We start from the raw sequence: 22,535 nt of genomic DNA on the forward strand, positions 1-22,535 counted from the left end.
TGTAGTGATACAGTCTGTATTACCGGTGCAACAAAGTTTACCTCCGCAAAAAGAAAAAGGGCTAGAAGTACAATCGAAAAATGAAGATTCTTCATTCGATCGTACGATGAGAATGGAAAATAAAAAGCAGCCGAAAACGGAGAAAACGAAACGAGAAGAAGCACCAAAAGAAGAGAAAAAAGAATATAATCTTTCTAAACCATCGGTAACGAAAGAAGAACCAATTGTAAAGAAAGAAGAAAAAAAAGAGACAGAACAGTTGTTATTAGCTGTATCTGAGCAAATGGTTGCAATTGAGCAATTACATGTGCAGCCGGAATTGCTATATCAATACATACAAAAAATACAAGAACTATATAAAGAATATGGAAATATAAAACTTAACGAATTACCTGTAGATGAATTACAACAATTACAAGAACTTCTTTCAAATATGAATATCAAAAATGCTATATGTTTAGAAGATACAATGCAAATGGTATTAGACAAAATGAAGATGCCAGAGCAAACGATGCAAGCATTGAAGGTTGTAGAAACAGAAACTTGTAATATTGCAAAGGAACAAGAAGGGGCTAAAGAGGTAGATCTTCCGAAACTTGAGAGCGATGATGCAAAGATAGAGTTGCCAGAAGGTGATATATTAAACGATTCGAGCTCTGCAGGTGCAGAATTATTAAATAAAACGACGAGTACCGAACAAATAGGGAAATCAAATAGTGGTACTGAGAAAGTTTCATTACCTGACTTAGGAAAGAAAATGGAAGCGCAAGTAGAGGCCTTACAAAAATTTGTAGTGAAACAAGAACGTGTTTTATTCCAGTTAAATCCAGAAAAACTTGGTACATTAACAGTGTTTATGAAAAAACATGGAGATCAAATTGATGTTCATGTAGAAATGGAAAAACACGATGCGAAAAAACGTGTTGAAATCATTTTTGATGAATTGAAATTAAAATTAAAAGAAAAAGAAATCAATATTCAAATTAGCTATTCAGATAAAGATGAAAATCGTAAAGAACAACGAGAACAAGAGCAAAGGCAAAAACAGAAATTAGCAAATACAAATCATGAAAAACAACAATCAACAGAATTTGCGGGATTATTGGAGGAATAAAGCGTGCCAACAGTTGGATTAAATACAACGAGTACAAATCATATTCCGTTACAAGCAGGAGCGCAAAAAAGTAATGTACCTGTTAATGGTGTACAATCGCCAGTGCAACAAAGTAATGGAGTTTCGGCAGGGGCGCAAAAGACTCCTGGGGTAATGGGGAAAGATGATTTCCTAAAATTGTTTTTATCAAGTTTCCAACATCAAGATCCATTTAATGCGATGGATATGAATCAAATGATGAATCAGACAGCGCAGTTATCTCTTATGGAACAAGTACAGAATATGACGAAAGCAGTAGATAAGCTGCAATCAACGATGTATTCGACAGCACTTGATGGTGGAATGAAGTTTTTAGGGAAATACGTAAGAGGTGTTGACGGCGAAGGAAACAAAGTAACTGGTCAAGTAGAAACGGTTCGTCTTGCAGAAAATAACGATGTACAGCTCGTTATTAATAATAAAGTTGTATCTCTTCGTTTCGTTGAGAGAGTGTCTGATAAACCGATTGGAGAAACAAATCCAGAAGACGCAAAGAAAGACGATCAAAAAGTAACTGAAGAAGTAAAAACTACAAATTCATAAGGAGTGTACATACGTTATGATTAAAGCGTTATATACAAGTATTACAGGGATGAATGCAACACAAAATGCATTAAGTGTAACTTCAAATAATATTGCCAATGCACAAACAGTAGGTTATAAAAAACAAAAAGCAATGTTTGATGATTTACTATATAACAATTCGATTGGTGCAAAAGCCGATGATAAATATGCTGGAACAAACCCAAAAAGTATCGGTAACGGTGTAAAATTGAGCGGAACGGTTACCGATTATAGTGATGGTACCATCACTTTAACGGGTGGTAAAACACAAGCAGCAATGGAAGGTAACGGTTTCTTCGTTGTAGGTGATTCAAAAGGCGGAAATATGGAATTTACGCGTAAAGGTACGTTTGGGATATCTTCAGATTACTATATTACGAATACTGAAGGTCAATACGTATTTGCATACCCTGCAAATGAGGCAACTGGTGAAGTTGATTTATCTGGAATTCCAGGACCGTTGCAAATTCCAATGGGAACGGCAATTGGTGGTATTCGAACATCAAAAGGTGTAGTTGGAGGGAATATTCCAGCTGATGCAAAAGCAATCTCACAAGAGATACCTATATATGATAATGCTGGTAACACTTGGACGATGCGTGTGGAGTTTACACAAACGAGCGAACATAATTATTCATATAAGGTACAGATGCGCAATGATTCGAAAAAAGAAGGGTTTAAGGATGTTGAAGGTGCAGGCGGAAATATGACATTTGATGCTGTTGGAAATCCAAGTCCGAAAGAGCAAGCAGCTAATATTCCATTTAATGGCGGCAATATAAAACTAGACTTAAGTAATTTAACGAATCATCCGACAGATAAAACATTATCAGTAACAGGCGTAGATGGTAGAGCAGCGGCGACTGTTAAAGATTGCTTCATTGCTGATGGTGGATATGTGATGGTAAAATATTCTGATGGAAGTATGAAAGCTGCTGGCCAATTAGCTGTTGCGATGTTCCCGAACGAAGGCGGACTAATGAAAACTGGTAATGGTAACTATACAGCGACGAATACGACGGGTATTTTAGCACTTGGTGCATCTGGACAAAATGGAGCAGGAAAAGTACGTGGTAGTGCACAAGAAGGTGCAAACGTAGATTTATCTGTAGAATTCGTTGACTTAATGTTATACCAACGCGGATTCCAAGGAAATGCGAAAGTAATTAAAGTTTCAGATGAAGTATTAAATGAAGTTGTAAACTTAATTCGATAATATATCGCAAGGAAAAAATGTAATGGAGTAGAAAGGGTTTTTTATTCGTATGACAAGACAAGAGCGAATTTTACAATTGCCTTTTTTCGAAAATAAACGTGAACTTGCCGAGCAAGTATTAAAAATAGAACGAGAAGAGCATGTATATTTACCAGATCAATTTGAAATTAAGCAAGTGCCACCGTATTCATTTGGCGAAAAACAAGCAATCATTGGCCGTATCCATGAGTTTTATTTCATAAGTGTTGGTAGCGATAGCGTTTGGAAGTATCAACTGTTTAAGGATGAGATGAAGTGTCGTGAGTTTTTTGTTATGTTGCCAAATATTACGGATCAGCAAATAGCGTTTTGGTTTAATAACATAGAGTTATTGAAAGGTTCTTAAAAGCACTTTTTAGGTTTTGAGAGAGGACCTGGCGATGTTTTGGAGCGGTTAGTGCCTAATAGAGTCCCGACCGATGTGTAAGACCAGAGATATGTAGAGTTACTAGAGTAGTATGGTAGTGTAAGAAGTGGTAATATAAAAGAGTTTTAAGTTAATTTAAGGTAGTTGTAGTATACAATTAGACTGAATTTCTATAAAAGGAGAGGTGAGGAGGATGGTGCAAAATAAGTATCGCGTTACATTCATTTCGCCGAGTGAGGTTGAGCAGCGGACTGTAATGGCGGCGAATAGTTTGCCAGATTTAATTCGTAAAGTAGAGAGTATTATTGCAGATCCAAACGGTTATTTTGTGAATGATAAAAAAAATAATTGTTATTTTAAAGTGATTAAAGAAAATGTTACGTTTATTCAATATGAGTTACTATTTTCGGATAAGGAAATTCATATTGAAAAATTAAAACATATAGCACCGGTGGTATTAAAACGATTATTCGAAGAAATAAATGACCCGGAATTATATGCACTTGCGCTACTTGATGTTGATATAGCAACGAAAGAATATGTGCTAGCAGAAATGAATTCTGAGCTGAGAATAAGAGTAGAGACCGAGCTTTCGAAAAAATGGGAAGCAATGCCGACGGAAATTGTAGGAGCACAAGAAGTGTTATTAGAGGCACTTGCTTCGTTTATACAAGATTAATTGTTTTTTAATAAAATGAATCGTTCGACTATCTATATTTTTTATATAGGTAGTTGACTTTTTCGATTTTATAAAGCTTAATAAATAGATATACGGAATTAATGGAAGGGGAGCGACACCTTTATGTCACAAGCACAAAGTATTTTATTAGAAAGCGGAACAAATGAATTAGAGATTGTTACGTACACTGTTGGTGAAAACCTATTTAGTATTAATGTAATGAAAGTACGTGAAATCATTAATCCATTTCCTGTTACAACTGTGCCAGAATCTCATCATGCAGTTGAAGGTGTTGTTCAAGTACGTGGTGAAATTTTACCTGTTATTAACTTGGCAATGGCTCTTAATTTAAAGTCAACAAAGCCACTTGATCAAACGAAATTTATCATCTCAGAATTAAACCAAATGAAAGTTATTTTCCGTGTGGATGAAGTGCATCGTATTCAACGTATTTCGTGGGAACAAATTGATGAACCAGCTTCATTATCTATGGGACTAGAAGAAACGACATCTGGTATTGTAAAACTAGATGGCAAAATCATCTTACTATTAGATTATGAAAAAATTGTATGTGAAATTAGCGGCACTGGTTATGACAATAAATCAATTGCAGGGTTAGAACAAAAAACAGATCGAGCTGAAAAAGTAATTTATATTGCAGAAGATTCAGCGATGCTTCGCCAAATATTAGAAGAAACATTATCATCAGCTGGATATACGAAAATGAATTTCTTCAGCAATGGTGCAGAAGCGTTAGCGCAAATTGAAAAATTAGCGAAAGAGCAAGGCGAAAAAATGTTTGAGCATATTCATTTGCTAATTACGGATATTGAAATGCCGAAAATGGATGGACATCATTTAACGAAAGTGGTTAAGGATAGTGAAGTAATGAATCGTTTACCAGTCATTATTTTCTCTTCATTAATTACAAATGAATTATTCCATAAAGGTGAAGCTGTAGGAGCAAATGCCCAAGTAAGTAAGCCAGATATTCAAGAGCTAATTGGTTTAGTTGATAAGTTAGTGCTTTAAAAGCTTCTATTTAGCCGGAATAGAAGCTCTAGCCAAGTGTTGAGCGGGTCAGTGCTTAATAGAGCCCTAGGCGATGTTGAGACCAGACATATGGAGTGGTTATAAGTAAGCAGAAGAGCTGGTGTATAACATTTTTCTATTTAGTAGGAATAGAGGAACTACTTATGTAAGGAAGTTTTCAGTGATTAATAGAGTCCCATGCGATGTGAGTTCAGAGGTATGAAGTAGTTTTATGTAAGAAGAAGCGAGACTTCGATTGGGGATTTGAAGACTGGGTTTATAACTCTATTCTGTTAGAGAGAGGAAGGAATTAGCCATGTGTAGCATTGGCTAGTTCCTTTTTAGTATTCTATACTTTAAGCTGGCAGAAAAATGAAAGGTTTCTTGGGTGTTTGTCGCTGTATGTGTGAATAATCTTCATTTAGAGATTTTTAATTTGAAAATATAAGTGAACGTATTTTTTGATTACTTTAGTAACATTTCGTGGTAGCGCAAATTTTTTCGGTGAAAAAACATCCGAAATACCATATAATATAATTAAATGTAATTAATATGCAATTTTGCATATTAATAAAAAACATTTTCCAAATTTTTATACTTTCTATACATTTTTGTATGTTTATTATTTGACAGATAATTTCGAACTGTTATAATATGGATATGTAAAAATTGCTATTTTCTTAAAAGACATGGGAGTCAGATGAGAATTGTGAAAGGATGAGGGGGAGTGGCAAAGATTATGTATCACCACACAGCAATTAATGTATTAGGTCTTTTACAAAACATGTCAAATAATAAAACGAACGATATGCAACTAGAAGCGGAATTAAAAAAAATAGAAAAAGAATTCCAAATAAAGTATGAAGAGTTAGTTGATTTACATAATAGAATGGTATTATTTCAAATAGATATAGAAAAAAATGGCGGGATGCGAGCATATGAAAAATCAGCAATTACATGGCTGAAGTCTGAACTAGAGCTACTGTATGAAGTGTATCAATTTTGTCAACGCCACGGTTTAAACATTTTAAATATTTCAAAATACGTAAGTAAAAATGAACTAAATCTTTTTCCAAAAACAGAAAGTCAATTGCAAAATACGTATTATAAATTGAAAAAACGTGAAATACCGTTTGAAAATATTGAAAAACAAAAACCAGGAAGAAAGCGAAAATATATACCGGTAAAAGAGACAATCGTTGCAAGAAAACAAGAAAATGAGTACGAATTAAAAGAAGAAATCCAGCATAAAAAAGAGGATGAAAAAAATCTTGTAACAGTTATATCTGGTATCGTTGATAACTTTGAAACAATTAATCAATGTAGTGAAAGGAAAGAAGACGAACTACATCAGTTTATGGAAGGTATTTATAAGCTTTCTAGCATGGCAGCAGGGCGTTCTAGAGAAGCAAAGAATACACGTAGTCTAGAAGGTGAAGTGCATTCGTTACAACTAGAAAATGAAAGGCTAAAACGAGAGAAAGAAGAGCTTGTACAAGATATTAAAGGCATGACGCAGCTTTTAATTCATTTCATTACAAGTTCTGATATCGATCAAATTCGTAAATTACCAACTTTCGTACAAGATTGTAAAATGGAATTACATAAACTTGGGCTATATAATGCACAAGACGGAAAAATGAAAATAATGGTTGACCGTAGTGGACAAGTTATGACGGTAACACAGTAATAAAATTTGGGTACAAAACAAAAGGGAGATACATAGTTTATATGTATTTCCCTTTTGTTTTGTATGGAATCGTTCCAAAGAAGGAAGATTCATTTTTATGATTGTAGTAGTTTAGAAACCATTTGCGGAATTTGGTTCGCTTGTGAAACCATACTAAGGGCAACTTCAGTTAATAATTTGAACTTTAAAAAATCACTCATCTCCTGCGCCATGTCTGCATCTTCGATTCGAGATGCAGCATCTGTTAACGCCATACCTTGGCTATTTAAATTTTCAATATTAAACTGTAAATGATTTATCATTGCACCAAGGTCGGCACGATGAAGTGACACACTTTGCAAAGCCTCTTCAATTTTACGGATTGCCGCTCTTGCTTCTTGTTCTGTTGAAATCTTGATGTCATGTTGTGTAGGGGAAGGGGGAATAGATTTTGATATATGTACCGTATGACCGATATCGTCTAATGTAACAGGGCGGTTTTGACCGTCAAATACGGATAAATCATTAAACTCAGTCGTCTCGCCAATATAGCCAATTTGTTCTGCTAAAAACTGAAACTCTTTATTCAGCGAATGACGGTTTTTATTTGAATTTGTACTGTTCGCAGATTGAACGGCTAAATCACGCATACGCTGTAAAATATTTGTCAAAGTTTGAAGGGTAGCTTCCGCCGTGCGAAGCATCGATATCGCATCCTCATTATTACGAATTGCCACACGCATACCATTTGCTCGTGCATGCATACGAGTCACAATTACAATATTAGCGGGATTATCAGAAGCGTTGTTCAACTTCTTACCAGTCGCCAAATGCTCCATTGCAACATTCATATGCTTCTCATTCTCATACAACGACTGCCTAGCATTCATACTTAAAACATTCGTACCAATACGCATAATAGACACTCCTTATAGATTGATATAATCAATATTCAAAAGCTAATAAACGGCTATGAAGAGAAAAAGAGACTTATGCTCACTTTATCTTTTTGTTTTCATACACGGAACGAGAATAAAATAGGCCCTGACCGATACTAAATATGGCTAGAGCTTCTCTTTAAGCTAAAAAAATCTTTCAATCTATCTATATAGAAGAAATAAACCTCTCCGCAAGCAGAGAGGTTTATTCAGGAAACTAACTCAAATGGCTTATTGTAATAATTTAGAAACCATTTGTGGAGTTTGGTTTGCTTGAGAAAGCATGCTGATACCAGCTTCGTTCAAGATTTTGAACTTAGTCATTTCAGACATTTCTTTCGCCATGTCAGCGTCTTCGATTTGAGAAGCAGCTGAAGCCATAGAAGAAGATTGGCTCTTCAGGTTGTTTACGTTAAAGTCTAGGCGGTTTAATGTAGCACCTAGAGTTGCGCGGTTAGAAGCAATGTTTTTTAATGCTGTATCGATAGATGCAATTGCACCAGAAGCATTAGCTTTAAGATCTGTAGTCTCAAGTTTTGTTAATGTAGCAAATTCTTTACCAAGTGCTTGTGCAGCAGTTTGTGCACCAGCATTATCTGCTTTATTGTAGTCTTCAAGTTTCGTTTCAATTTTCTTTACATCGTCTGCAGACATGAATGGTTTAACCTTATCGAATTCTTTCATAGCAGCAGTTACATCTGCATCAAATGCGGCCTTATCAGCACCTGTTTTTGCTCCAAGATCAGCAAATGCTTTTGTAGTTGCATCATATACTGTTTTTTCTACTTTATCAGTTCCAATAGATAAAGTATCAAGTCCTAATTCTTTAGTAGAAACATTAGATAAGTTGATGTTGATTTGCTTACTTGTATCAGCATTATCTAATGTTTGAACTGCGATAGTTTTATTTGAACCATCTAATAATTTTTTATCATTGAACTCAGTGTTTGTAGAAATATAATCGATTTGTTCTTTTAATGCATCAAACTCTTTGTTTAATGCAGCTTGGTTTTCGTTAGTATTTGTACCATTTGCAGATTGGTTTGCAAGGTCACGCATACGAAGTAAGATGTTAGATACTGAGTTCATTGCTGAATCAGCAGTACGGATTAATGAAATACCGTCTTGCGTGTTGTTAGCTGCTACTCCTAATCCACTTTCACGAGCACGCATACGAGTTGCGATTGCAAGACCTGCTGCATCGTCAGAAGCGTTGTTGATACGTTTACCGCTTGATAAACGGTCCATAGCGTTGCTCATTTTAGCTTGGTTTTGGCGCATGTACTCTTGAGTACGCATGCTGTTAATGTTTGTATTAATTCTCATGTTAAGAAACCCCCATTTTTTTATATTGACTTTTCTGCAAATTGAAAAACGATAATATGCGAAAAAATCAATTTCGAGATTTATTGTAATCCCTGTCATAGCGGGTGTCAACTAAAAATTCGAATTAATAAATATAAAAAAATAACAGTTTAACAATATATTCATTTTTTTATTACATAATTATTAAAAGGATTATTGCAAACTTTAAAAAAAAACTCTAATATTAGATTATCTTTGTTTACCGAAAAGGTGATATTATGATAGTTGGAAATATAGTAAAAGAAGTGCTTGCATATAAGAAAGGGCAAATTCAGCAAAAGCTAAGTAGTCCACAAGCATTCGTTAGTAGTCGTTTTCAAGAGAAGTTGCAGAGTGAGCCTGCGAAGGAGACGAAAGAAACTACGCAGCCGGCAAAAGTAGAAGATATGAGTCAGCCGGTACAATCTACGAAAATAGAAGCGGTTGTTAATAAGCCGGTAGAAACTATTAATAAAGTAGAGGAAGCGAGTAAGTCTGAAGAAAAGGCTGAAACGAAGAAAGCAGCTGAAGTGCAAGTTGCGCAAAAAGAGTTTGAACGACGTTTCCTAGAAACGAAAAATGAGGCTGTTGATACGTGGGAATTAACGAAGAAGTATAATATTCAAAAAATACGTTCTTCCAATGAAGGGAAGTATGAGGATATTATTGATCGTATAAGTCGTACATACGGAATTCCGAAAACGTTAATTCAAAAAATGATTGAAGTAGAGTCTAATTTTAATCCGAAAACGGTGTCACATGCAGGTGCGATGGGTCTTATGCAGCTTATGCCAGCGAATGTGAAGGAGATGGGTGTGAAGAATCCATTTTCACCAGCTGAAAGTATTGAAGGTGGCGTAAAAGAGTTAAGCGGTTATTTAAAGAAAAATAACGGCGACTTAGTATTGGCGCTTGCTTCTTATAATGCTGGCCCTGGGAATGTGAGGAAGTACGGAGGCGTACCGCCATTTAAAGAAACGCAAGGATATATTAAAAAAATATTAAATATCGACGTTTCAAAATAAGAAGTTTCATATATAGAGAGAACATGAAATTTTCGTGAACATGATATGGGAGTTGGCTAGATTTGAAATTACAAGATGATATTCCGTTAACAATTTATTTTGAAATCGGAAATACGAAAAAGAAAATTGAAGATCTGCTTCATATTACGAAAGGTACATTGTATCGTCTTGAAAATTCAACGAAAAATACGGTGCGTCTTATGCTTGAGAATGAAGAGATTGGAACCGGAAAGATTTTGACGAAGAATGGAAAGATGTACGTTGAAATCGTTGAATTGAAAAGGTAGGGAAGGGGATTGTCATGAGTGGCGAAAAATTAAGCCAAGAGCAAATTGATGCCCTGCTGAAGGCGGTAAATGAAGGCGAGGAAATGCCAGCTTTCGCACAAGAAGCAGGAAAGCAAGAGAAATTTCAAGAGTATGATTTTAATAGACCAGAGAAGTTCGGTGTTGAGCATTTACGTAGTTTGCAAGCGATTGCTTCTACGTTTGGAAAACAGACGTCACAGACGTTATCAGCGCGTATGCGTATTCCAATTGAACTAGAGCCTTCAACAGTTGAGCAAGTTCCATTTACCAGTGAGTATGTGGAGAAAATGCCGAAAGATTATTATTTATATTGCGTAATTGATCTCGGTTTACCAGAGCTTGGAGAAATTGTTATTGAGATTGATTTGGCATTCGTTATTTATATTCATGAATGTTGGCTTGGCGGAGATAGTAAGCGTAACTTTACGATGCGCAGACCGTTAACAGCATTTGAGTTTTTAACGCTTGATAATATATTCTTGCTTCTTTGTAAAAATTTAGAGCAATCATTTGAAAGTGTTGTTGCGATTGAACCGAAATTTGTAACGACGGAAACAGATCCGAATGCACTAAAGATTACGACAGCGAGCGATATCATTTCATTACTTAACGTAAATATGAAAACAGATTTCTGGAATACGACGGTGCGTATTGGAATTCCATTCTTATCTGTTGAAGAAATTATGGATAAGTTAACGTCTGAAAATATTGTCGAACATTCTTCAGATAAACGTAAAAAGTATACGTCTGAAGTGGAAGTGAAAGTAAATCAAGTGTACAAACCTGTTCACGTTGCAATTGGTGAGCAGAAAATGACAATGAGTGAGATTGAACAAATTGAAGAAGGCGATATTATTCCGCTTCATACGAAAGTTTCAGATGAATTACTTGGTTATGTAGATGGAAAGCATAAATTTAATTGTTTTATTGGAAAAGATGGAACGCGTAAGGCGCTCCTATTTAAAAGTTTTGTAGAGTAGGAGGATCCATATGAAGCATGAAGTATCTCCCGTGTCATTAATGGGATTAGAAGATTTTGCAGGAAAGCGAAATGAAGCAGGTAAAGCACATATTGATACTGTTTCAGATATTTCGATTGAACTTGGTGTAAAGCTTGGAAAGTCATCTATTACACTTGGTGATGTAAAGCAGTTAAAAGTTGGCGATGTACTGGAAGTAGAGAAAAATTTAGGACATAAAGTAGATGTGTATTTAAGTAATATGAAAGTCGGCATCGGTGAAGCAATCGTAATGGACGAAAAATTCGGTATTATCATTTCTGAAATTGAAGCTGATAAGAAACAAGCGGCGCTTATGAAAGCGCAAAGTCAAATGCAAGATAAAGAGTAGAGGAGGAGTCATATGTCGTATATGACGACCTTATTTCAAGTCGTTTTACTGTTTGGTGCGCTCGGTTACGGTGCATATTATATGACGAAAAAGACGCGCAAACAGCAGTTTTTTAAGCAAGGTGAAAATGGCCATATTCAAGTAAAAGACGGCGTTTATTTAAATCATCAAACGAGTGCCTTTTTATTTGAAGTGGACGGAAAGCAAGTGTTCACTGTTATTAGTAATAACGGTGTGCAGTCTGTGCAATTAACCGGAACAGGAAATCAGTTTCAACAAGCACTAGAAGACGCGGTGAAGAGTGAAACGAAAAAAGTAGAGGATCCATCATGAGAATAAAGAAACAGTTATCATTATTAGCCGTTATTTTCGTATTTTCTATCGTTTTTTCAATTATTTTTGTAAATCCAGCGTATGCAGCCCCGAACGGTTTTATTAATTTCGAAAATGGAAAAGAGTTTACGAGTAATTCAAGTGTACAACTATTTGCGCTCGTTACCCTTTTATCATTATCTTCTTCTATCGTTCTATTATTTACACATTTTACTTATTTTATGATCGTTCTAGGGATTACACGTCAAGGACTTGGGGTAATGAATTTACCACCAAACCAAGTGCTTGTTGGACTTGCATTATTTTTATCACTCTTTACGATGCAGCCTGTACTCGGGCAACTGAAGAGCGATGTGTGGGATCCGATGACGAAAGAGAAAATAACAGTAAGTCAAGCTGCGGAGACGACAGCTCCTATTATGAAAGAATATATGTCAAAGCATACGTATAAGCATGATTTAAAAATGATGCTGAAAGTACGCGGAGAAGAGTTGCCAAAAGATTTGAAAGATCTTTCCTTATTTACACTCGTACCATCCTTTACGTTAACGCAAATTCAAAAAGGTTTACTAACAGGGATGTTCATTTATTTAGCGTTTGTATTTATAGATTTGATTATTAGTACACTTTTAATGTACCTCGGGATGATGATGGTACCGCCGATGATTTTAAGTTTACCGTTTAAAATACTCGTTTTCGTATATTTAGGTGGATATACAAAAATCGTCGACATTATGTTTAAAACGGTCGCCTGAAGCGTTTGATGCTATGTGATAGGAGTCATATAAATGAATACGTCACCAATTATAGATATTTTTCAAACCTTTTTTTATAAAGGGGTTATGATTTTAATGCCGGTTGCCGGCGTAAGTATGATTGTCGTTATTATCATCGCTGTCATTATGGCGATGATGCAAATTCAAGAGCAAACGCTGACGTTTTTACCGAAAATGGCGAGTATTGTGCTCGTTATTATCATTTTAGGTCCGTGGATGTTTCAAGAGTTAACGACGCTTATTTTAGATTTATTTGATAAAATCCCATCGCTATTGCGTTCGTACTAAGATGGGTGAACTGAAATGAATATGGAATTATGGGCGGCGACGTTTTTTGCGTTTTGCCGCATTACTTCATTTTTATATTTTTTACCGTTTTTCTCAGGACGATCTATTCCAGCTATGGCGAAGGTTACATTTGGGCTCGGTCTGTCGATTACAGTTGCCGATCAAGTTGATGTTTCTCACATAAAGACGGTTTGGGATGTAGCTGCTTATGCAGCGACGCAAATTGTAATTGGATTATCTCTTTCAAAAATTGTAGAAATGCTGTGGAACATTCCGAAAATGGCCGGGCATATTTTAGACTTTGATATCGGTTTATCACAAGCAAGTTTGTTTGATGTAAATGCGGGCTCACAGTCTACTTTACTATCAACCATTTTTGATATATTTTTTCTCATTATTTTTATTTCACTTGGCGGCATTAATTATTTAGTTGCCACGATTTTAAAGTCGTTTCAATATACAGAGGCGATTTCAAAATTGCTGACGACTAGTTTCTTAGATAGTCTACTCGCAACGCTATTATTTGCGATCACATCAGCGGTTGAAATTGCTCTTCCGCTTATGGGAAGTTTATTCATCATTAACTTTGTTCTAATTTTAATTGCAAAAAACGCTCCGCAATTAAACGTTTTTATGAATGCATACGTAATTAAAATTACATGTGGTATTTTGTTTATTGCGATGAGTGTACCGATGCTCGGTTATGTGTTTAAAAATATGACGGATGTATTACTTGAAGAATATACGAAACTATTTAACTTTTTCTTAACGAAGTAGGGGGACGCGCATGGCAAAGGATAATAAAACAGAAAAGGCCACCCCGCAGAAGCGTAAAAAATCGCGTGAAGAAGGGAATATTGCCCGGAGTAAAGATTTAAATAATTTATTTTCCATTCTCGTATTAGCAGTTGTCGTTTATTTCTTCGGAGATTGGCTAGGGTATGAGATTGCAAATTCCGTAGCGGTGCTGTTTGATCAAATTGGAAAAAATACAGATTCAACCGAGTATTTTTATTTAATGGGGATTTTATTACTGAAAGTATCAGCTCCGATATTAATACTCGTATACGCTTTTCATTTATTCAATTATATGATTCAAGTCGGCTTCCTATTTTCTTCTAAAGTCATTAAACCGAAAGCGTCACGTATTAATCCGAAAAACTATTTTACGAGACTGTTTAGTCGTAAAAGTTTAGTAGATATTTTGAAATCACTGTTTTATATGGGATTAATCGGTTACGTCGCTTACGTTCTCTTTAAAAAGAATTTAGAGAAAATTGTCAGTATGATTGGATTTAACTGGACTGCATCACTTACTGAAATTATTAGGGAAATTAAATTTATTTTCTTAGCAATTTTAATTATTTTAATCGTTCTTTCTATTATTGATTTCATTTATCAAAAATGGGAGTACGAGCAAGATATTAAGATGAAAAAAGAAGAAGTGAAACAAGAGCATAAAGATAATGAAGGGGACCCGCAAGTTAAAGGGAAACGAAAAAACTTTATGCATGCAATCTTGCAAGGAACAATTGCGAAGAAGATGGATGGCGCAACGTTTATTGTAAACAACCCGACTCATATTTCGGTCGTACTTCGTTACAATAAACACGTTGATGCAGCACCAATTGTCGTTGCAAAAGGGGAAGATGAGCTCGCGTTATATATACGAACGCTTGCCCGTGAACAAGAAATACCAATGGTGGAAAACCGTCCGCTTGCTCGTTCTTTATATTATCAAGTCGAGGAAGATATGGCGATTCCAGAAGATTTATATGTAGCTGTAATTGAAGTTATGCGCTATTTAATTCAGACAAATGAACTTGAAGTATAATAGCGCGTTTGGAGGAGATCTCTTTGTTTAAGATAGATTCTGCAAGAACCTATTTTTCTATCTTTTTAGCAGCGTCATTCGTAGTGGCGCTCTTAATTCCACTTCCACCATTTATACTTGATATCATTATCGTTTTTCTACTAAGTATGTCAGTACTTATTTATATGCGAGCGACAAGTATTAACGAGTGGGATGAATTAAAGTCATTTCCGACGATGTTGTTATTAATCGGGATTTTCCGCGTATCGATTAACGTTTCGACGACGCGAGCGATTTTGACAGACGGAAATGCCGGTCATGTTATTGAAGAGTTCGGCCAGTTCGTAATTGGCGGAAACTTATTAATTGGTATCGTTATTTTTACAGTATTAATCATATTCCAGTTTATCGTTGCAAACGGTGCATCGCGTACAGCTGAAGTAGCAGCTCGTTTTACACTTGATTCTTTACCAGGGAAACAAATGTCTATCGATGCTGATTTAAACCAGCGTATTATTTCAGAAAAAGATGCACAAGCAAAACGAAAAAAATTAAATATGGAAACAGAGTTTTACGGAGCGATGGATGGTGCCGGGAAGTTCATTAAAGGGGACGTTATTTTCGGGATTGTCATTTTATTCGTAAACATTATTTTCGGTTTAATTGTCGGAATGATGCAGCAAGGAATGAGCTTTGCAGATGCGGCTCTTCATTATACACAGTTAACTGTCGGTGACGGAATCGTAAACCAAATCGGTTCGTTAATGCTTGCGATTTCAACAGGTATTATCGTAACGCGTGTATTTGATGGTTCACCGGATACGGTAACGGAAGGAATCTTTAAAGAGTTATTAGCACATGAAGTTGTTGTATATGCGCTCGGTGGTTTGTTTATCGCAATGGGTATTTTTACTCCGCTACCGTTTCTACCATTCGCACTCGTTGGCGGAACGATTATCTTCTTGGGCATTCGTAATAAAAATCGAATAAAGAAAGAAAAAGAAGACGAGCTTCAAAAAGAAATAGAAATGATTCAAGGCGAAGATGAGCAACTGCAACAAGTGGAAGATTCATTTGGAGTATTTACGGATAAATATCCAATTATAGTAGAACTCGGTTTAGATTTAGCAGCACTTGTAAAGCAGAAAATTAACGGGGAAACAGCTCGTGATAAAGTTGTTCTTATGAGGAAGTCGATTATTACTGACCTCGGTATTAATGTTCCTGGAATTAACTTTAAAGATAATACGAGTTTTAGACCACGCGGACGTTACATTATTCGTATTAAAGGTGCGAAGGCGGCTGAGGGTGTTTTAAAATCAGGTTATTTATTAGCATTGAAAACGCCAAACGTAATGGCTGATTTAGATGCAGAGCCAGCGAAAGATCCAATTTTCGGTGAAGATGGATATTGGATTTTAGAGCATATGGTGCAAGATGCACAAATGAAAGGCTATCAAGTGTTAGAGCCACTTAGCATATTAATTACACATTTAGATGTTGTCGTTAGACGTAATCTTCACGAATTAATTCAGCGCCAACATGTAAAAGATTTAATTAATTCGCTTGAAAATGATAATGGCGTTCTATTAGAAGAGATTAAGAAGAAAGAAATTGATTTATCACTCGTTCAAAATGTTATTAAACAACTTCTAAAAGAAGGTATTTCTATTCGTGATTTACCAACAATTATTGAAGGTATTATTGACGGCAAAGAAATTTATCAAAACCACGTTGACGGTGTGACATCATTTGTTCGTGAATGTATTTCAAAAGTTATTTGTGAAAATGCGAAAAATCCAGACGGAAAAATATATGCAGCGCTCTTCTCTGATTCAATCGAGTTAGATGCGGATGTTGTGAATAATTCATATCAAGGTTACTTATTAAACTGGGATTTAGATTTAGAAACACGTGTCGTTGAGCAAGTGCAGCGCGTCTTTAAACAAGCACGTTTAATGGGAAGAGAACCAGTGTTATTAACACGTAGAAAAGATTTTAGATTTGCGATTGTAAGACTGCTAGAACGTTATCAAGTGGAAGCACAAGTACTTTGTATTAGCGAATTAGCACCAGAAATTGTTGTGGATCAAATTGCCTATATTGAATAGTAGGGGGTGAAGTAATGGAAAGTACAGAAAAGAAAGAAGCGTTAATGCGAATAAAAGCAGCTTCGAAAAATGAATTGTATCGAAAGTTATTTGACCAATATGGTACAGATTATTATTACGTTGTCGATGAAAGTGTAAAACGAAATATACCGTTTTTTTGGAAAAAGGATTATGAAATGTTAGTTGCTTTTCCAGAAGAAAAACAGGAAGAAGTGAATGAAGGTACAGCTCAATTTCATGAACAGTTAATGGATGTTGTGAATGATCCTTCAGAACAAATTGTGAAGGCGAATGGAATTCAATCAGTACTGCACAATTTAGAAAATGTAACGACTCCTATGTCATACGCGGCGATGCAAACAGGAAATAGTGAAGAATGGGCAAGAAAAAAAGAGAAACTATTAAAGCTGTTTGAAAAAGGAATTGTTGTGGTGAAACAGACGAAAGAAACGGAAGTAACGAAAAAGAAAAAAGTTGTGAAACAAGTCGTTCCACTAAAGAAAGAAGAAGTGGTTACAAAGAAAGAAAACCAAGAATCTGTACCGTTTATTATTCAAAAAGTAATTCGGATGCTAGAACAAAACGATGTGGAACAATATTTCATTCATGCATATGCTGAAAAGTTAAAAATAAAGTTTGAAAATGCAACGATGATTACGGAAGAAGAAGTTATCAGGTACATATTGGAAGATATGAAATCTCATTTCAATACGGAAAACGTCTTTGAAAAAGAAGTACAAACAATTGCATTAATCGGTCCAACTGGCGTTGGTAAAACGACGACACTGGCGAAAATGGCATGGCAATTTCACGGTAAGAACAAAACAGTTGGTTTTATAACGACAGATCATTCGCGCATAGGGACAGTGCAGCAATTGCAAGATAACGTAAAGACAATTGGATCGGAAGTAATTGCTGTACGTGATGAAGCTGCAATGACAAGAGCGCTTACGTATTTTAAAGAAGAAGCACGCGTCGATTATATTTTAATTGATACAGCAGGGAAAAATTATCGTACGTCAGAAACAGTGGAAGAAATGATTGAAACGATGGGACAAGTAGAACCAGATTATATTTGTTTAACGTTATCAGCTTCAATGAAAAGTAAAGATATGATTGAAATTATTACAAACTTTAAAGATATTCATATAGATGGTATTGTGTTTACGAAATTTGATGAAACAGCAAGTAGTGGCGAATTGTTGAAAATTCCAGCAGTATCATCAGCTCCTATTGTATTAATGACAGATGGCCAAGACATAAAGAAAAATATACATATCGCTACAGCTGAACATTTAGCAAAACAAATGTTACAAACATCGTAGAAAAGAGGTGAAGAATAAGGCGCTTGCCTTATTCAAACGAATATGAACGGTCTTTATATAGGTTCTATGGGCATGATGAATTACATGCAGCGCATTAATGTTCATTCGAATAACGTTGCAAATGCTCAAACGACAGGATTTAAAGCAGAAAATATGACGTCTAAAGTATTTGATGTACAAGACACATATCGCCGCGGAGATGGGGCGGTAACAAATATCGGTTCGGTCGATTACGCTGTAGTACCAGCTGCAACGCATGTGAATTTAGTACAAGGAAATATACAAATGACAAATAGCGCTACAGATTTCTTTTTAGATGACGGCGCGGCCGGCACAACATCATTTTTTGTTACTTCTAAAAATGATGAAACGTTTTTAACGAGAGATGGTAGCTTCACATTAAATAGTGATCGATATTTACAAACATCTTCAGGTGCTTTCGTAATGGGAGAGAATAATGAGCGTATTCGTATTCTAGAAGGAGCAAAGGTTGCTGTACAAGCAGACGGTACATTATATGATGAAGTAACACAAAATAATATTGCTCGTTTGCAAACAAAAACAGTAGATGCAGAAACGAATGCACGTCTCGTACAACGTGAAAATAAAAGCTTTACACTAGCAGAAGGAAACATTGCTAATTTACCGAACGGAACAGGAATAGTAAAAAATCATATGCTAGAAAATTCAAATGTAGATATGACGAAAGAGATGGCCGATCTTATGACAGATCAAAAGATGATTCAAGCATCACAGCGCGTTATGACGTCATTTGATAAAATTTATGAAAAAGAAGCGAATGAAATATTGAGATAGTGGACTCCTAATAAAGGAGTCTTTTATTAATTTCAAATTTCAGAATTATCAATTGACTTTACGGAGCTTCTTTTTTATATTAGTAGGTATAACTATAACTACTAAAGAGGTGAGAGTATGACAACGGCATTATATTTAGAAGATGCATACAAAACGAGTTGCGAAACAGAAGTGATAAAAGTAGAAGGGAATAAAGTATTTGTAAAGGAAACAGTTTTTTATCCAACTGGTGGAGGGCAAGAATGTGATACGGGTGTCATTGTACAAGATGGGTCTGTATTTGAAGTTGAAAAAGTAAAGAAGGAGCAAGGAGAAATAGTTCACTATATAAAAGATGAAGCTCGAGTAAAATTAGGTCCAGTTAAATTAGAGATAAATTGGGAAAGACGTCATAATTTAATGCGTCATCACTCTTTACTGCATCTTATCGGAGCTGTTGTTTATGAAAAGTATGGAGCTCTATGCACCGGAAATCAAATTTATCCTGATAAAGCACGTATCGATTTTAATGAGTTACAAGAGTTATCGAGCGTGGAAGTAGAAGAAATTGTTGAGGAAGTGAATAAACTTATTAAGCAAAATAAAGAAATTTCCACTCGTTATATGAGCCGCGAAGAAGCAGAAAATGCTGTAGGAATGATTAAAACAGCAATAAATCTCCTGCCAACTACCATCCAAGAAATCCGCATTGTTACAATTGAAAATTTAGACGAACAAGCTTGTGGAGGCACACATGTGAAAAATACGAGTGAAATAGGAACACTTGTTATTGATAAAGTAAAAAGTAAAGGGAAGCAAAATCGTCGTTTTGAAGTAAGGGCGATTTAGATTGTGAGGGGTTACCGATGGATGAAATTATAAAGGAGTTACAAAAGTTAGGATTTTCTCAATATGAATGTAAAGCGTATATTGGATTGTTAAAACATTCGCCAGTAACGGGCTATGAAGTGAGTAAACAAACAGGAGTACCTCGTTCTATGATTTACGAGGTACTCGGTAAGTTAATGGATAAAGGAGCGGTGCATATTGTACCCTCTGAACCAGTTAAATATGTACCAGTACCAGCTACCGAATTAATGAATCGAATGCGAAAAGACTTTGAAAAGTCATTTGAATTTTTAGATGAGAAATTAAATTGTTTAGAACAAGAGCGACAAATAGATGTAATTTCGCATATTCGCTCAAATGATCGTGTTTTAAAAGAGATATGCAATATAATTAATAGGGCAAAGGAAGAGTTATGGATTTCTGTATGGGAAGATCAAGTGCATGAAATTGAGCCATACATTCATCAAAAGGAAGAGGAAGGCGTGAATATATTCTCAATCTTATTTGGAGCTCCAGAAACAAAAATAGGAGCGACATTTCACCATAATTATATGACGCCCCACGTTGTTGAAAAGAGAATGGGGGGTCATTTAACTGTTATTGCTCGTGATGGAGAGGAAGTATTAATTGCGAACTTCTCAAATGATAGCACTTCATGGGCCGTTACAACGTATGACCCAGCGCTAGTTCTCGTTGCTACAGAGTATGTGCGACACGATATTATGGTTGAAGAAATCACAAAGGAATTTGGAGCTGATAAGTTAGATACGTTATGGCGTGAAAATATAGATTTAGTTCATGTCGTAACAGGAAAACGAACTTTAGAAGGAATGGAGGATGATAGAGATGAGTAAAGCTGAGGCACATGTAGCTTTGCAGAGCGATGATACATTTCAGCAAGGAGTAAAAGATTGTTTACCAACTGTATTTGGTTACTTGAGCATCGGTATAGCAGCTGGTGTAATTGCAAAAACAGCTGGTTTCTCCATCATTGAAATTGCGTTTATGTCCACTTTAATTTATGCAGGTTCTGCTCAGTTTATATTAGCTGGTATGTATGCAGCCGGTGCCCCTGCTTCCGCAATTATTTTTACTGTATTTTTTGTTAATTTACGCCATTTATTAATGAGTGCTGCCCTCGCACCGTACTTTACGAAACTACCTCTATTAAAAAATGTCATTATCGGTTCTCAAATTACAGATGAAACGTTCGGCGTTGCAGTGCAGCATGCAGCGCAAAAAGGATATTTAGGCGAAAGATGGATGATTGGGCTAAATGTAACGGCTTATTTAAACTGGATTCTTGCTACTATCATTGGCGGGCTATTTGGTGAGTGGATACCAGATCCACATACATACGGGATGGATTATGCATTACCAGCGATGTTTATCGGATTATTTGTACTTCAGCTCATAAGTAGTAAACCAAAGCTAGCAATTCATTTAAGTGTTGCAATTGTAGCGATTATACTTGCATACGTTTCACACTTAATTATGCCAGATAGTATAGCGGTTATTATCGCAACCTTACTAGCTGCGACGATTGGAGTGGTGATTGAAAAATGGAAATGAGATTAGATGTATTATTACTTTTACTAGCAGCAGGAGCTGTGACACTCGTGCCACGTATTTTACCTCTACTCGTATTTAGCAAACTACAAATTCCAGACTGGGGTTTAAAATGGTTAAATTACATACCAATTGCAATATTAGCAGCACTTTTAGCACAAGTTTTATTTATGCACGAGACGATGCAGTGGGATTATCTTATTGCAGCAATTCCAACATTTCTTGTAGCGATATATACTCGTAGTTTATTAGGTACAGTATTAACAGGAGTGATTGTGATTATTTTGTTACGTTTCTTTTTCTAAAAAGGATTACGCTCATATAATAGCGAAAAGTGTAATAACATAAAAAATATAGGGGTGGTGTTATGATACTTTTAACGATAGGAGCAATTTTGTTAACGTTGTTTATTTTCTTTATTATCGGTTTCGTTACGTTTATGATGTTTGTTGATAAGGCGACACCTCAAATATATTATACACCTTGTGAATCAGTGACAGTGAAAGCTAAAGGTAAACAGAGAAGGAAGAAAAGTTGAAAGTTGGCTTTTCTTCCTTCTTCTATTACATCCCCGAAAGAACTAACAAAAACAGCCCAAATAAAAAACTAATAAAGGAAAGAAAACCGATACATATGGAGAACACACGATTGTTTCTCCATTCGCGCCAGAAAGTGATAAAACCTAATATACAAAGGAAAAACCAAATGGGTAGGAATAGGAACTCACTAATCTTTTCGGGAAGTAACGCATAAAAATTTGATAAATATAAAATCCAATTTGTAAAAAATAAAATGTAAACGATAATAGATTTTAAGTAGGGGCGGTTGAAAAATCTCCCTTTTTTTACGGTTATAAAAATGATAGTTAGCGCTGAGATAAAGGCAATGAGTATGAAAATAAGTAAGAGCAATGTCAGCGTCATTCGAGTCTCCTTTATAAGATTGTTTTTATCACGCATGGGCAGTAAGACCCACACCTTAAAACTCAACGT

The 22,535-nt window shown here is 35.6% G+C and carries 27 protein-coding genes; 24 read left to right on the forward strand and 3 right to left on the reverse strand.

What is annotated here, in order from left to right; all coding sequences use genetic code 11:
- The first annotated feature begins 4 nt into the window (after positions 1-4).
- The 7 genes from ACTFRM_RS04670 to ACTFRM_RS04700 all read left to right on the forward strand — a co-directional run bounded on the left by ACTFRM_RS04670 (position 5) and on the right by ACTFRM_RS04700 (position 6,740).
- The gene (locus tag ACTFRM_RS04670) at positions 5-1,114 is read left to right on the forward strand and encodes a flagellar hook-length control protein FliK (RefSeq protein WP_002182626.1); all 1,110 of its coding nucleotides are present in this window, start codon (positions 5-7) and stop codon (positions 1,112-1,114) included.
- Positions 1,115-1,117: 3 nt separating this feature from the next.
- The gene (locus ACTFRM_RS04675; RefSeq protein WP_001143463.1) at positions 1,118-1,696 is read left to right on the forward strand and encodes a flagellar hook assembly protein FlgD; all 579 of its coding nucleotides are present in this window, start codon (positions 1,118-1,120) and stop codon (positions 1,694-1,696) included.
- A 16-nt stretch (positions 1,697-1,712) separates the two neighbouring features.
- Positions 1,713-2,933 carry a flagellar hook protein FlgE gene (locus tag ACTFRM_RS04680; RefSeq protein WP_000588314.1) on the forward strand — a complete coding sequence of 407 codons (1,221 nt, stop codon included), beginning with the start codon at positions 1,713-1,715 and terminating at the stop codon, positions 2,931-2,933.
- 49 nt (positions 2,934-2,982) lie between these two features.
- On the forward strand, positions 2,983-3,318 hold the full coding sequence (locus ACTFRM_RS04685; protein WP_000198166.1) for a DUF3964 family protein: 336 nt from the start codon (positions 2,983-2,985) through the stop codon (positions 3,316-3,318).
- 214 nt (positions 3,319-3,532) lie between these two features.
- Positions 3,533-4,018 carry a hypothetical protein gene (locus ACTFRM_RS04690; protein WP_000250492.1) on the forward strand — a complete coding sequence of 162 codons (486 nt, stop codon included), beginning with the start codon at positions 3,533-3,535 and terminating at the stop codon, positions 4,016-4,018.
- Between the two features lie 123 nt (positions 4,019-4,141).
- The gene (locus ACTFRM_RS04695; protein WP_000075943.1) at positions 4,142-5,050 is read left to right on the forward strand and encodes a chemotaxis protein; all 909 of its coding nucleotides are present in this window, start codon (positions 4,142-4,144) and stop codon (positions 5,048-5,050) included.
- Between the two features lie 739 nt (positions 5,051-5,789).
- Positions 5,790-6,740 (forward strand): DNA-binding domain-containing protein, encoded by a 951-nt coding sequence (locus ACTFRM_RS04700; RefSeq protein ID WP_000274697.1) that lies wholly within the window; start codon positions 5,790-5,792, stop codon positions 6,738-6,740.
- Positions 6,741-6,835: 95 nt separating this feature from the next.
- Here the strand turns inward: ACTFRM_RS04700 and ACTFRM_RS04705 are convergent, their stop codons facing one another.
- Both ACTFRM_RS04705 and ACTFRM_RS04710 read right to left on the reverse strand, forming a co-directional pair.
- Positions 6,836-7,636 (reverse strand): flagellin N-terminal helical domain-containing protein, encoded by an 801-nt coding sequence (locus ACTFRM_RS04705; protein ID WP_001219688.1) that lies wholly within the window; start codon positions 7,634-7,636, stop codon positions 6,836-6,838.
- Positions 7,637-7,888: 252 nt separating this feature from the next.
- Entirely contained in the window at positions 7,889-8,983 is a 1,095-nt protein-coding gene (locus tag ACTFRM_RS04710) for a flagellin N-terminal helical domain-containing protein (RefSeq protein WP_001222337.1), read from the reverse strand.
- Between the two features lie 257 nt (positions 8,984-9,240).
- Between ACTFRM_RS04710 and ACTFRM_RS04715 the strand changes: the two genes are divergently transcribed.
- The 17 genes from ACTFRM_RS04715 to ACTFRM_RS04795 all read left to right on the forward strand — a co-directional run bounded on the left by ACTFRM_RS04715 (position 9,241) and on the right by ACTFRM_RS04795 (position 22,081).
- Entirely contained in the window at positions 9,241-10,026 is a 786-nt protein-coding gene (locus ACTFRM_RS04715) for a lytic transglycosylase domain-containing protein (protein WP_440043101.1), read from the forward strand.
- Between the two features lie 62 nt (positions 10,027-10,088).
- On the forward strand, positions 10,089-10,313 hold the full coding sequence (locus ACTFRM_RS04720) for a flagellar motor switch protein FliN (RefSeq protein ID WP_000775712.1): 225 nt from the start codon (positions 10,089-10,091) through the stop codon (positions 10,311-10,313).
- 14 nt (positions 10,314-10,327) lie between these two features.
- On the forward strand, positions 10,328-11,314 hold the full coding sequence (gene fliM, locus ACTFRM_RS04725) for a flagellar motor switch protein FliM (protein ID WP_000012360.1): 987 nt from the start codon (positions 10,328-10,330) through the stop codon (positions 11,312-11,314).
- A gap of 10 nt (positions 11,315-11,324) precedes the next feature.
- Positions 11,325-11,684 (forward strand): flagellar motor switch protein FliN, encoded by a 360-nt coding sequence (gene fliN / locus ACTFRM_RS04730; RefSeq protein WP_000680010.1) that lies wholly within the window; start codon positions 11,325-11,327, stop codon positions 11,682-11,684.
- A gap of 12 nt (positions 11,685-11,696) precedes the next feature.
- Positions 11,697-12,017, forward strand: coding sequence for a hypothetical protein (locus ACTFRM_RS04735; protein WP_000121176.1), 321 nt, complete (start codon positions 11,697-11,699; stop codon positions 12,015-12,017).
- Positions 12,014-12,772, forward strand: coding sequence for a flagellar type III secretion system pore protein FliP (locus tag ACTFRM_RS04740; protein ID WP_001220582.1), 759 nt, complete (start codon positions 12,014-12,016; stop codon positions 12,770-12,772). Before ACTFRM_RS04735 ends, ACTFRM_RS04740 begins: the two co-directional genes overlap by 4 nt.
- 33 nt (positions 12,773-12,805) lie before the next feature.
- Complete coding sequence (locus ACTFRM_RS04745; RefSeq protein ID WP_001098085.1) at positions 12,806-13,081, forward strand: flagellar biosynthetic protein FliQ; 276 nt, start codon at positions 12,806-12,808, stop codon at positions 13,079-13,081.
- Positions 13,082-13,096: 15 nt separating this feature from the next.
- Positions 13,097-13,858 (forward strand): flagellar biosynthetic protein FliR, encoded by a 762-nt coding sequence (locus ACTFRM_RS04750; RefSeq protein ID WP_001055704.1) that lies wholly within the window; start codon positions 13,097-13,099, stop codon positions 13,856-13,858.
- 10 nt (positions 13,859-13,868) lie between these two features.
- Positions 13,869-14,915, forward strand: a complete 1,047-nt coding sequence (gene flhB, locus ACTFRM_RS04755; RefSeq protein ID WP_001040112.1) for a flagellar type III secretion system protein FlhB — start codon at positions 13,869-13,871, stop codon at positions 14,913-14,915.
- Positions 14,916-14,938: 23 nt separating this feature from the next.
- Complete coding sequence (gene flhA / locus ACTFRM_RS04760; protein WP_000472534.1) at positions 14,939-17,005, forward strand: flagellar biosynthesis protein FlhA; 2,067 nt, start codon at positions 14,939-14,941, stop codon at positions 17,003-17,005.
- A 14-nt stretch (positions 17,006-17,019) separates the two neighbouring features.
- Positions 17,020-18,330, forward strand: coding sequence for a flagellar biosynthesis protein FlhF (gene flhF, locus ACTFRM_RS04765; RefSeq protein ID WP_000446167.1), 1,311 nt, complete (start codon positions 17,020-17,022; stop codon positions 18,328-18,330).
- 42 nt (positions 18,331-18,372) lie between these two features.
- On the forward strand, positions 18,373-19,146 hold the full coding sequence (locus ACTFRM_RS04770; RefSeq protein ID WP_001013931.1) for a flagellar basal-body rod protein FlgG: 774 nt from the start codon (positions 18,373-18,375) through the stop codon (positions 19,144-19,146).
- Between the two features lie 117 nt (positions 19,147-19,263).
- The gene (locus tag ACTFRM_RS04775) at positions 19,264-19,974 is read left to right on the forward strand and encodes an alanyl-tRNA editing protein (RefSeq protein ID WP_000205382.1); all 711 of its coding nucleotides are present in this window, start codon (positions 19,264-19,266) and stop codon (positions 19,972-19,974) included.
- Positions 19,975-19,991: 17 nt separating this feature from the next.
- Positions 19,992-20,828 carry a TrmB family transcriptional regulator gene (locus tag ACTFRM_RS04780; protein ID WP_000343354.1) on the forward strand — a complete coding sequence of 279 codons (837 nt, stop codon included), beginning with the start codon at positions 19,992-19,994 and terminating at the stop codon, positions 20,826-20,828.
- Positions 20,821-21,546, forward strand: a complete 726-nt coding sequence (locus ACTFRM_RS04785; protein ID WP_000029973.1) for an AzlC family ABC transporter permease — start codon at positions 20,821-20,823, stop codon at positions 21,544-21,546. The genes ACTFRM_RS04780 and ACTFRM_RS04785 overlap by 8 nt, the downstream gene beginning before the upstream one ends.
- The gene (locus tag ACTFRM_RS04790; protein ID WP_000425942.1) at positions 21,537-21,848 is read left to right on the forward strand and encodes an AzlD domain-containing protein; all 312 of its coding nucleotides are present in this window, start codon (positions 21,537-21,539) and stop codon (positions 21,846-21,848) included. Before ACTFRM_RS04785 ends, ACTFRM_RS04790 begins: the two co-directional genes overlap by 10 nt.
- A 62-nt stretch (positions 21,849-21,910) precedes the next feature.
- A complete protein-coding gene (locus tag ACTFRM_RS04795) occupies positions 21,911-22,081 on the forward strand; it encodes a DUF3951 domain-containing protein (protein ID WP_000602242.1) in 171 nt (56 codons plus the stop codon).
- 25 nt (positions 22,082-22,106) lie between these two features.
- On the opposite strand, the gene ACTFRM_RS04800 is transcribed toward ACTFRM_RS04795, so the two are convergent.
- Entirely contained in the window at positions 22,107-22,466 is a 360-nt protein-coding gene (locus tag ACTFRM_RS04800) for a hypothetical protein (protein ID WP_173600494.1), read from the reverse strand.
- Between the last annotated feature and the right edge of the window lie 69 nt (positions 22,467-22,535).

Origin of the sequence: Bacillus cereus group sp. MYBK227-1 (assembly GCF_051916325.1) — a bacterium.
In the GTDB taxonomy this organism is placed as follows: domain Bacteria; phylum Bacillota; class Bacilli; order Bacillales; family Bacillaceae_G; genus Bacillus_A; species Bacillus_A cereus.

Coding starts and splice junctions, on each gene's coding strand:
- ACTFRM_RS04680 (WP_000588314.1), top strand. CDS start 1,713: ATGATTAAAGCGTTATATACAAGTATTACAGGGATGAATGCAACACAA.
- ACTFRM_RS04685 (WP_000198166.1), top strand. CDS start 2,983: ATGACAAGACAAGAGCGAATTTTACAATTGCCTTTTTTCGAAAATAAA.
- ACTFRM_RS04690 (WP_000250492.1), top strand. CDS start 3,533: ATGGTGCAAAATAAGTATCGCGTTACATTCATTTCGCCGAGTGAGGTT.
- ACTFRM_RS04695 (WP_000075943.1), top strand. CDS start 4,142: ATGTCACAAGCACAAAGTATTTTATTAGAAAGCGGAACAAATGAATTA.
- ACTFRM_RS04700 (WP_000274697.1), top strand. CDS start 5,790: ATGTATCACCACACAGCAATTAATGTATTAGGTCTTTTACAAAACATG.
- ACTFRM_RS04705 (WP_001219688.1), bottom strand. CDS start 7,636: ATGCGTATTGGTACGAATGTTTTAAGTATGAATGCTAGGCAGTCGTTG.
- ACTFRM_RS04710 (WP_001222337.1), bottom strand. CDS start 8,983: ATGAGAATTAATACAAACATTAACAGCATGCGTACTCAAGAGTACATG.
- ACTFRM_RS04715 (WP_440043101.1), top strand. CDS start 9,241: ATGATAGTTGGAAATATAGTAAAAGAAGTGCTTGCATATAAGAAAGGG.
- fliM (WP_000012360.1), top strand. CDS start 10,328: ATGAGTGGCGAAAAATTAAGCCAAGAGCAAATTGATGCCCTGCTGAAG.
- fliN (WP_000680010.1), top strand. CDS start 11,325: ATGAAGCATGAAGTATCTCCCGTGTCATTAATGGGATTAGAAGATTTT.
- ACTFRM_RS04735 (WP_000121176.1), top strand. CDS start 11,697: ATGTCGTATATGACGACCTTATTTCAAGTCGTTTTACTGTTTGGTGCG.
- ACTFRM_RS04740 (WP_001220582.1), top strand. CDS start 12,014: ATGAGAATAAAGAAACAGTTATCATTATTAGCCGTTATTTTCGTATTT.
- ACTFRM_RS04745 (WP_001098085.1), top strand. CDS start 12,806: ATGAATACGTCACCAATTATAGATATTTTTCAAACCTTTTTTTATAAA.
- ACTFRM_RS04750 (WP_001055704.1), top strand. CDS start 13,097: ATGAATATGGAATTATGGGCGGCGACGTTTTTTGCGTTTTGCCGCATT.
- flhB (WP_001040112.1), top strand. CDS start 13,869: ATGGCAAAGGATAATAAAACAGAAAAGGCCACCCCGCAGAAGCGTAAA.
- flhF (WP_000446167.1), top strand. CDS start 17,020: ATGGAAAGTACAGAAAAGAAAGAAGCGTTAATGCGAATAAAAGCAGCT.
- ACTFRM_RS04770 (WP_001013931.1), top strand. CDS start 18,373: ATGAACGGTCTTTATATAGGTTCTATGGGCATGATGAATTACATGCAG.
- ACTFRM_RS04775 (WP_000205382.1), top strand. CDS start 19,264: ATGACAACGGCATTATATTTAGAAGATGCATACAAAACGAGTTGCGAA.
- ACTFRM_RS04780 (WP_000343354.1), top strand. CDS start 19,992: ATGGATGAAATTATAAAGGAGTTACAAAAGTTAGGATTTTCTCAATAT.
- ACTFRM_RS04785 (WP_000029973.1), top strand. CDS start 20,821: ATGAGTAAAGCTGAGGCACATGTAGCTTTGCAGAGCGATGATACATTT.
- ACTFRM_RS04790 (WP_000425942.1), top strand. CDS start 21,537: ATGGAAATGAGATTAGATGTATTATTACTTTTACTAGCAGCAGGAGCT.
- ACTFRM_RS04795 (WP_000602242.1), top strand. CDS start 21,911: ATGATACTTTTAACGATAGGAGCAATTTTGTTAACGTTGTTTATTTTC.
- ACTFRM_RS04800 (WP_173600494.1), bottom strand. CDS start 22,466: ATGACGCTGACATTGCTCTTACTTATTTTCATACTCATTGCCTTTATC.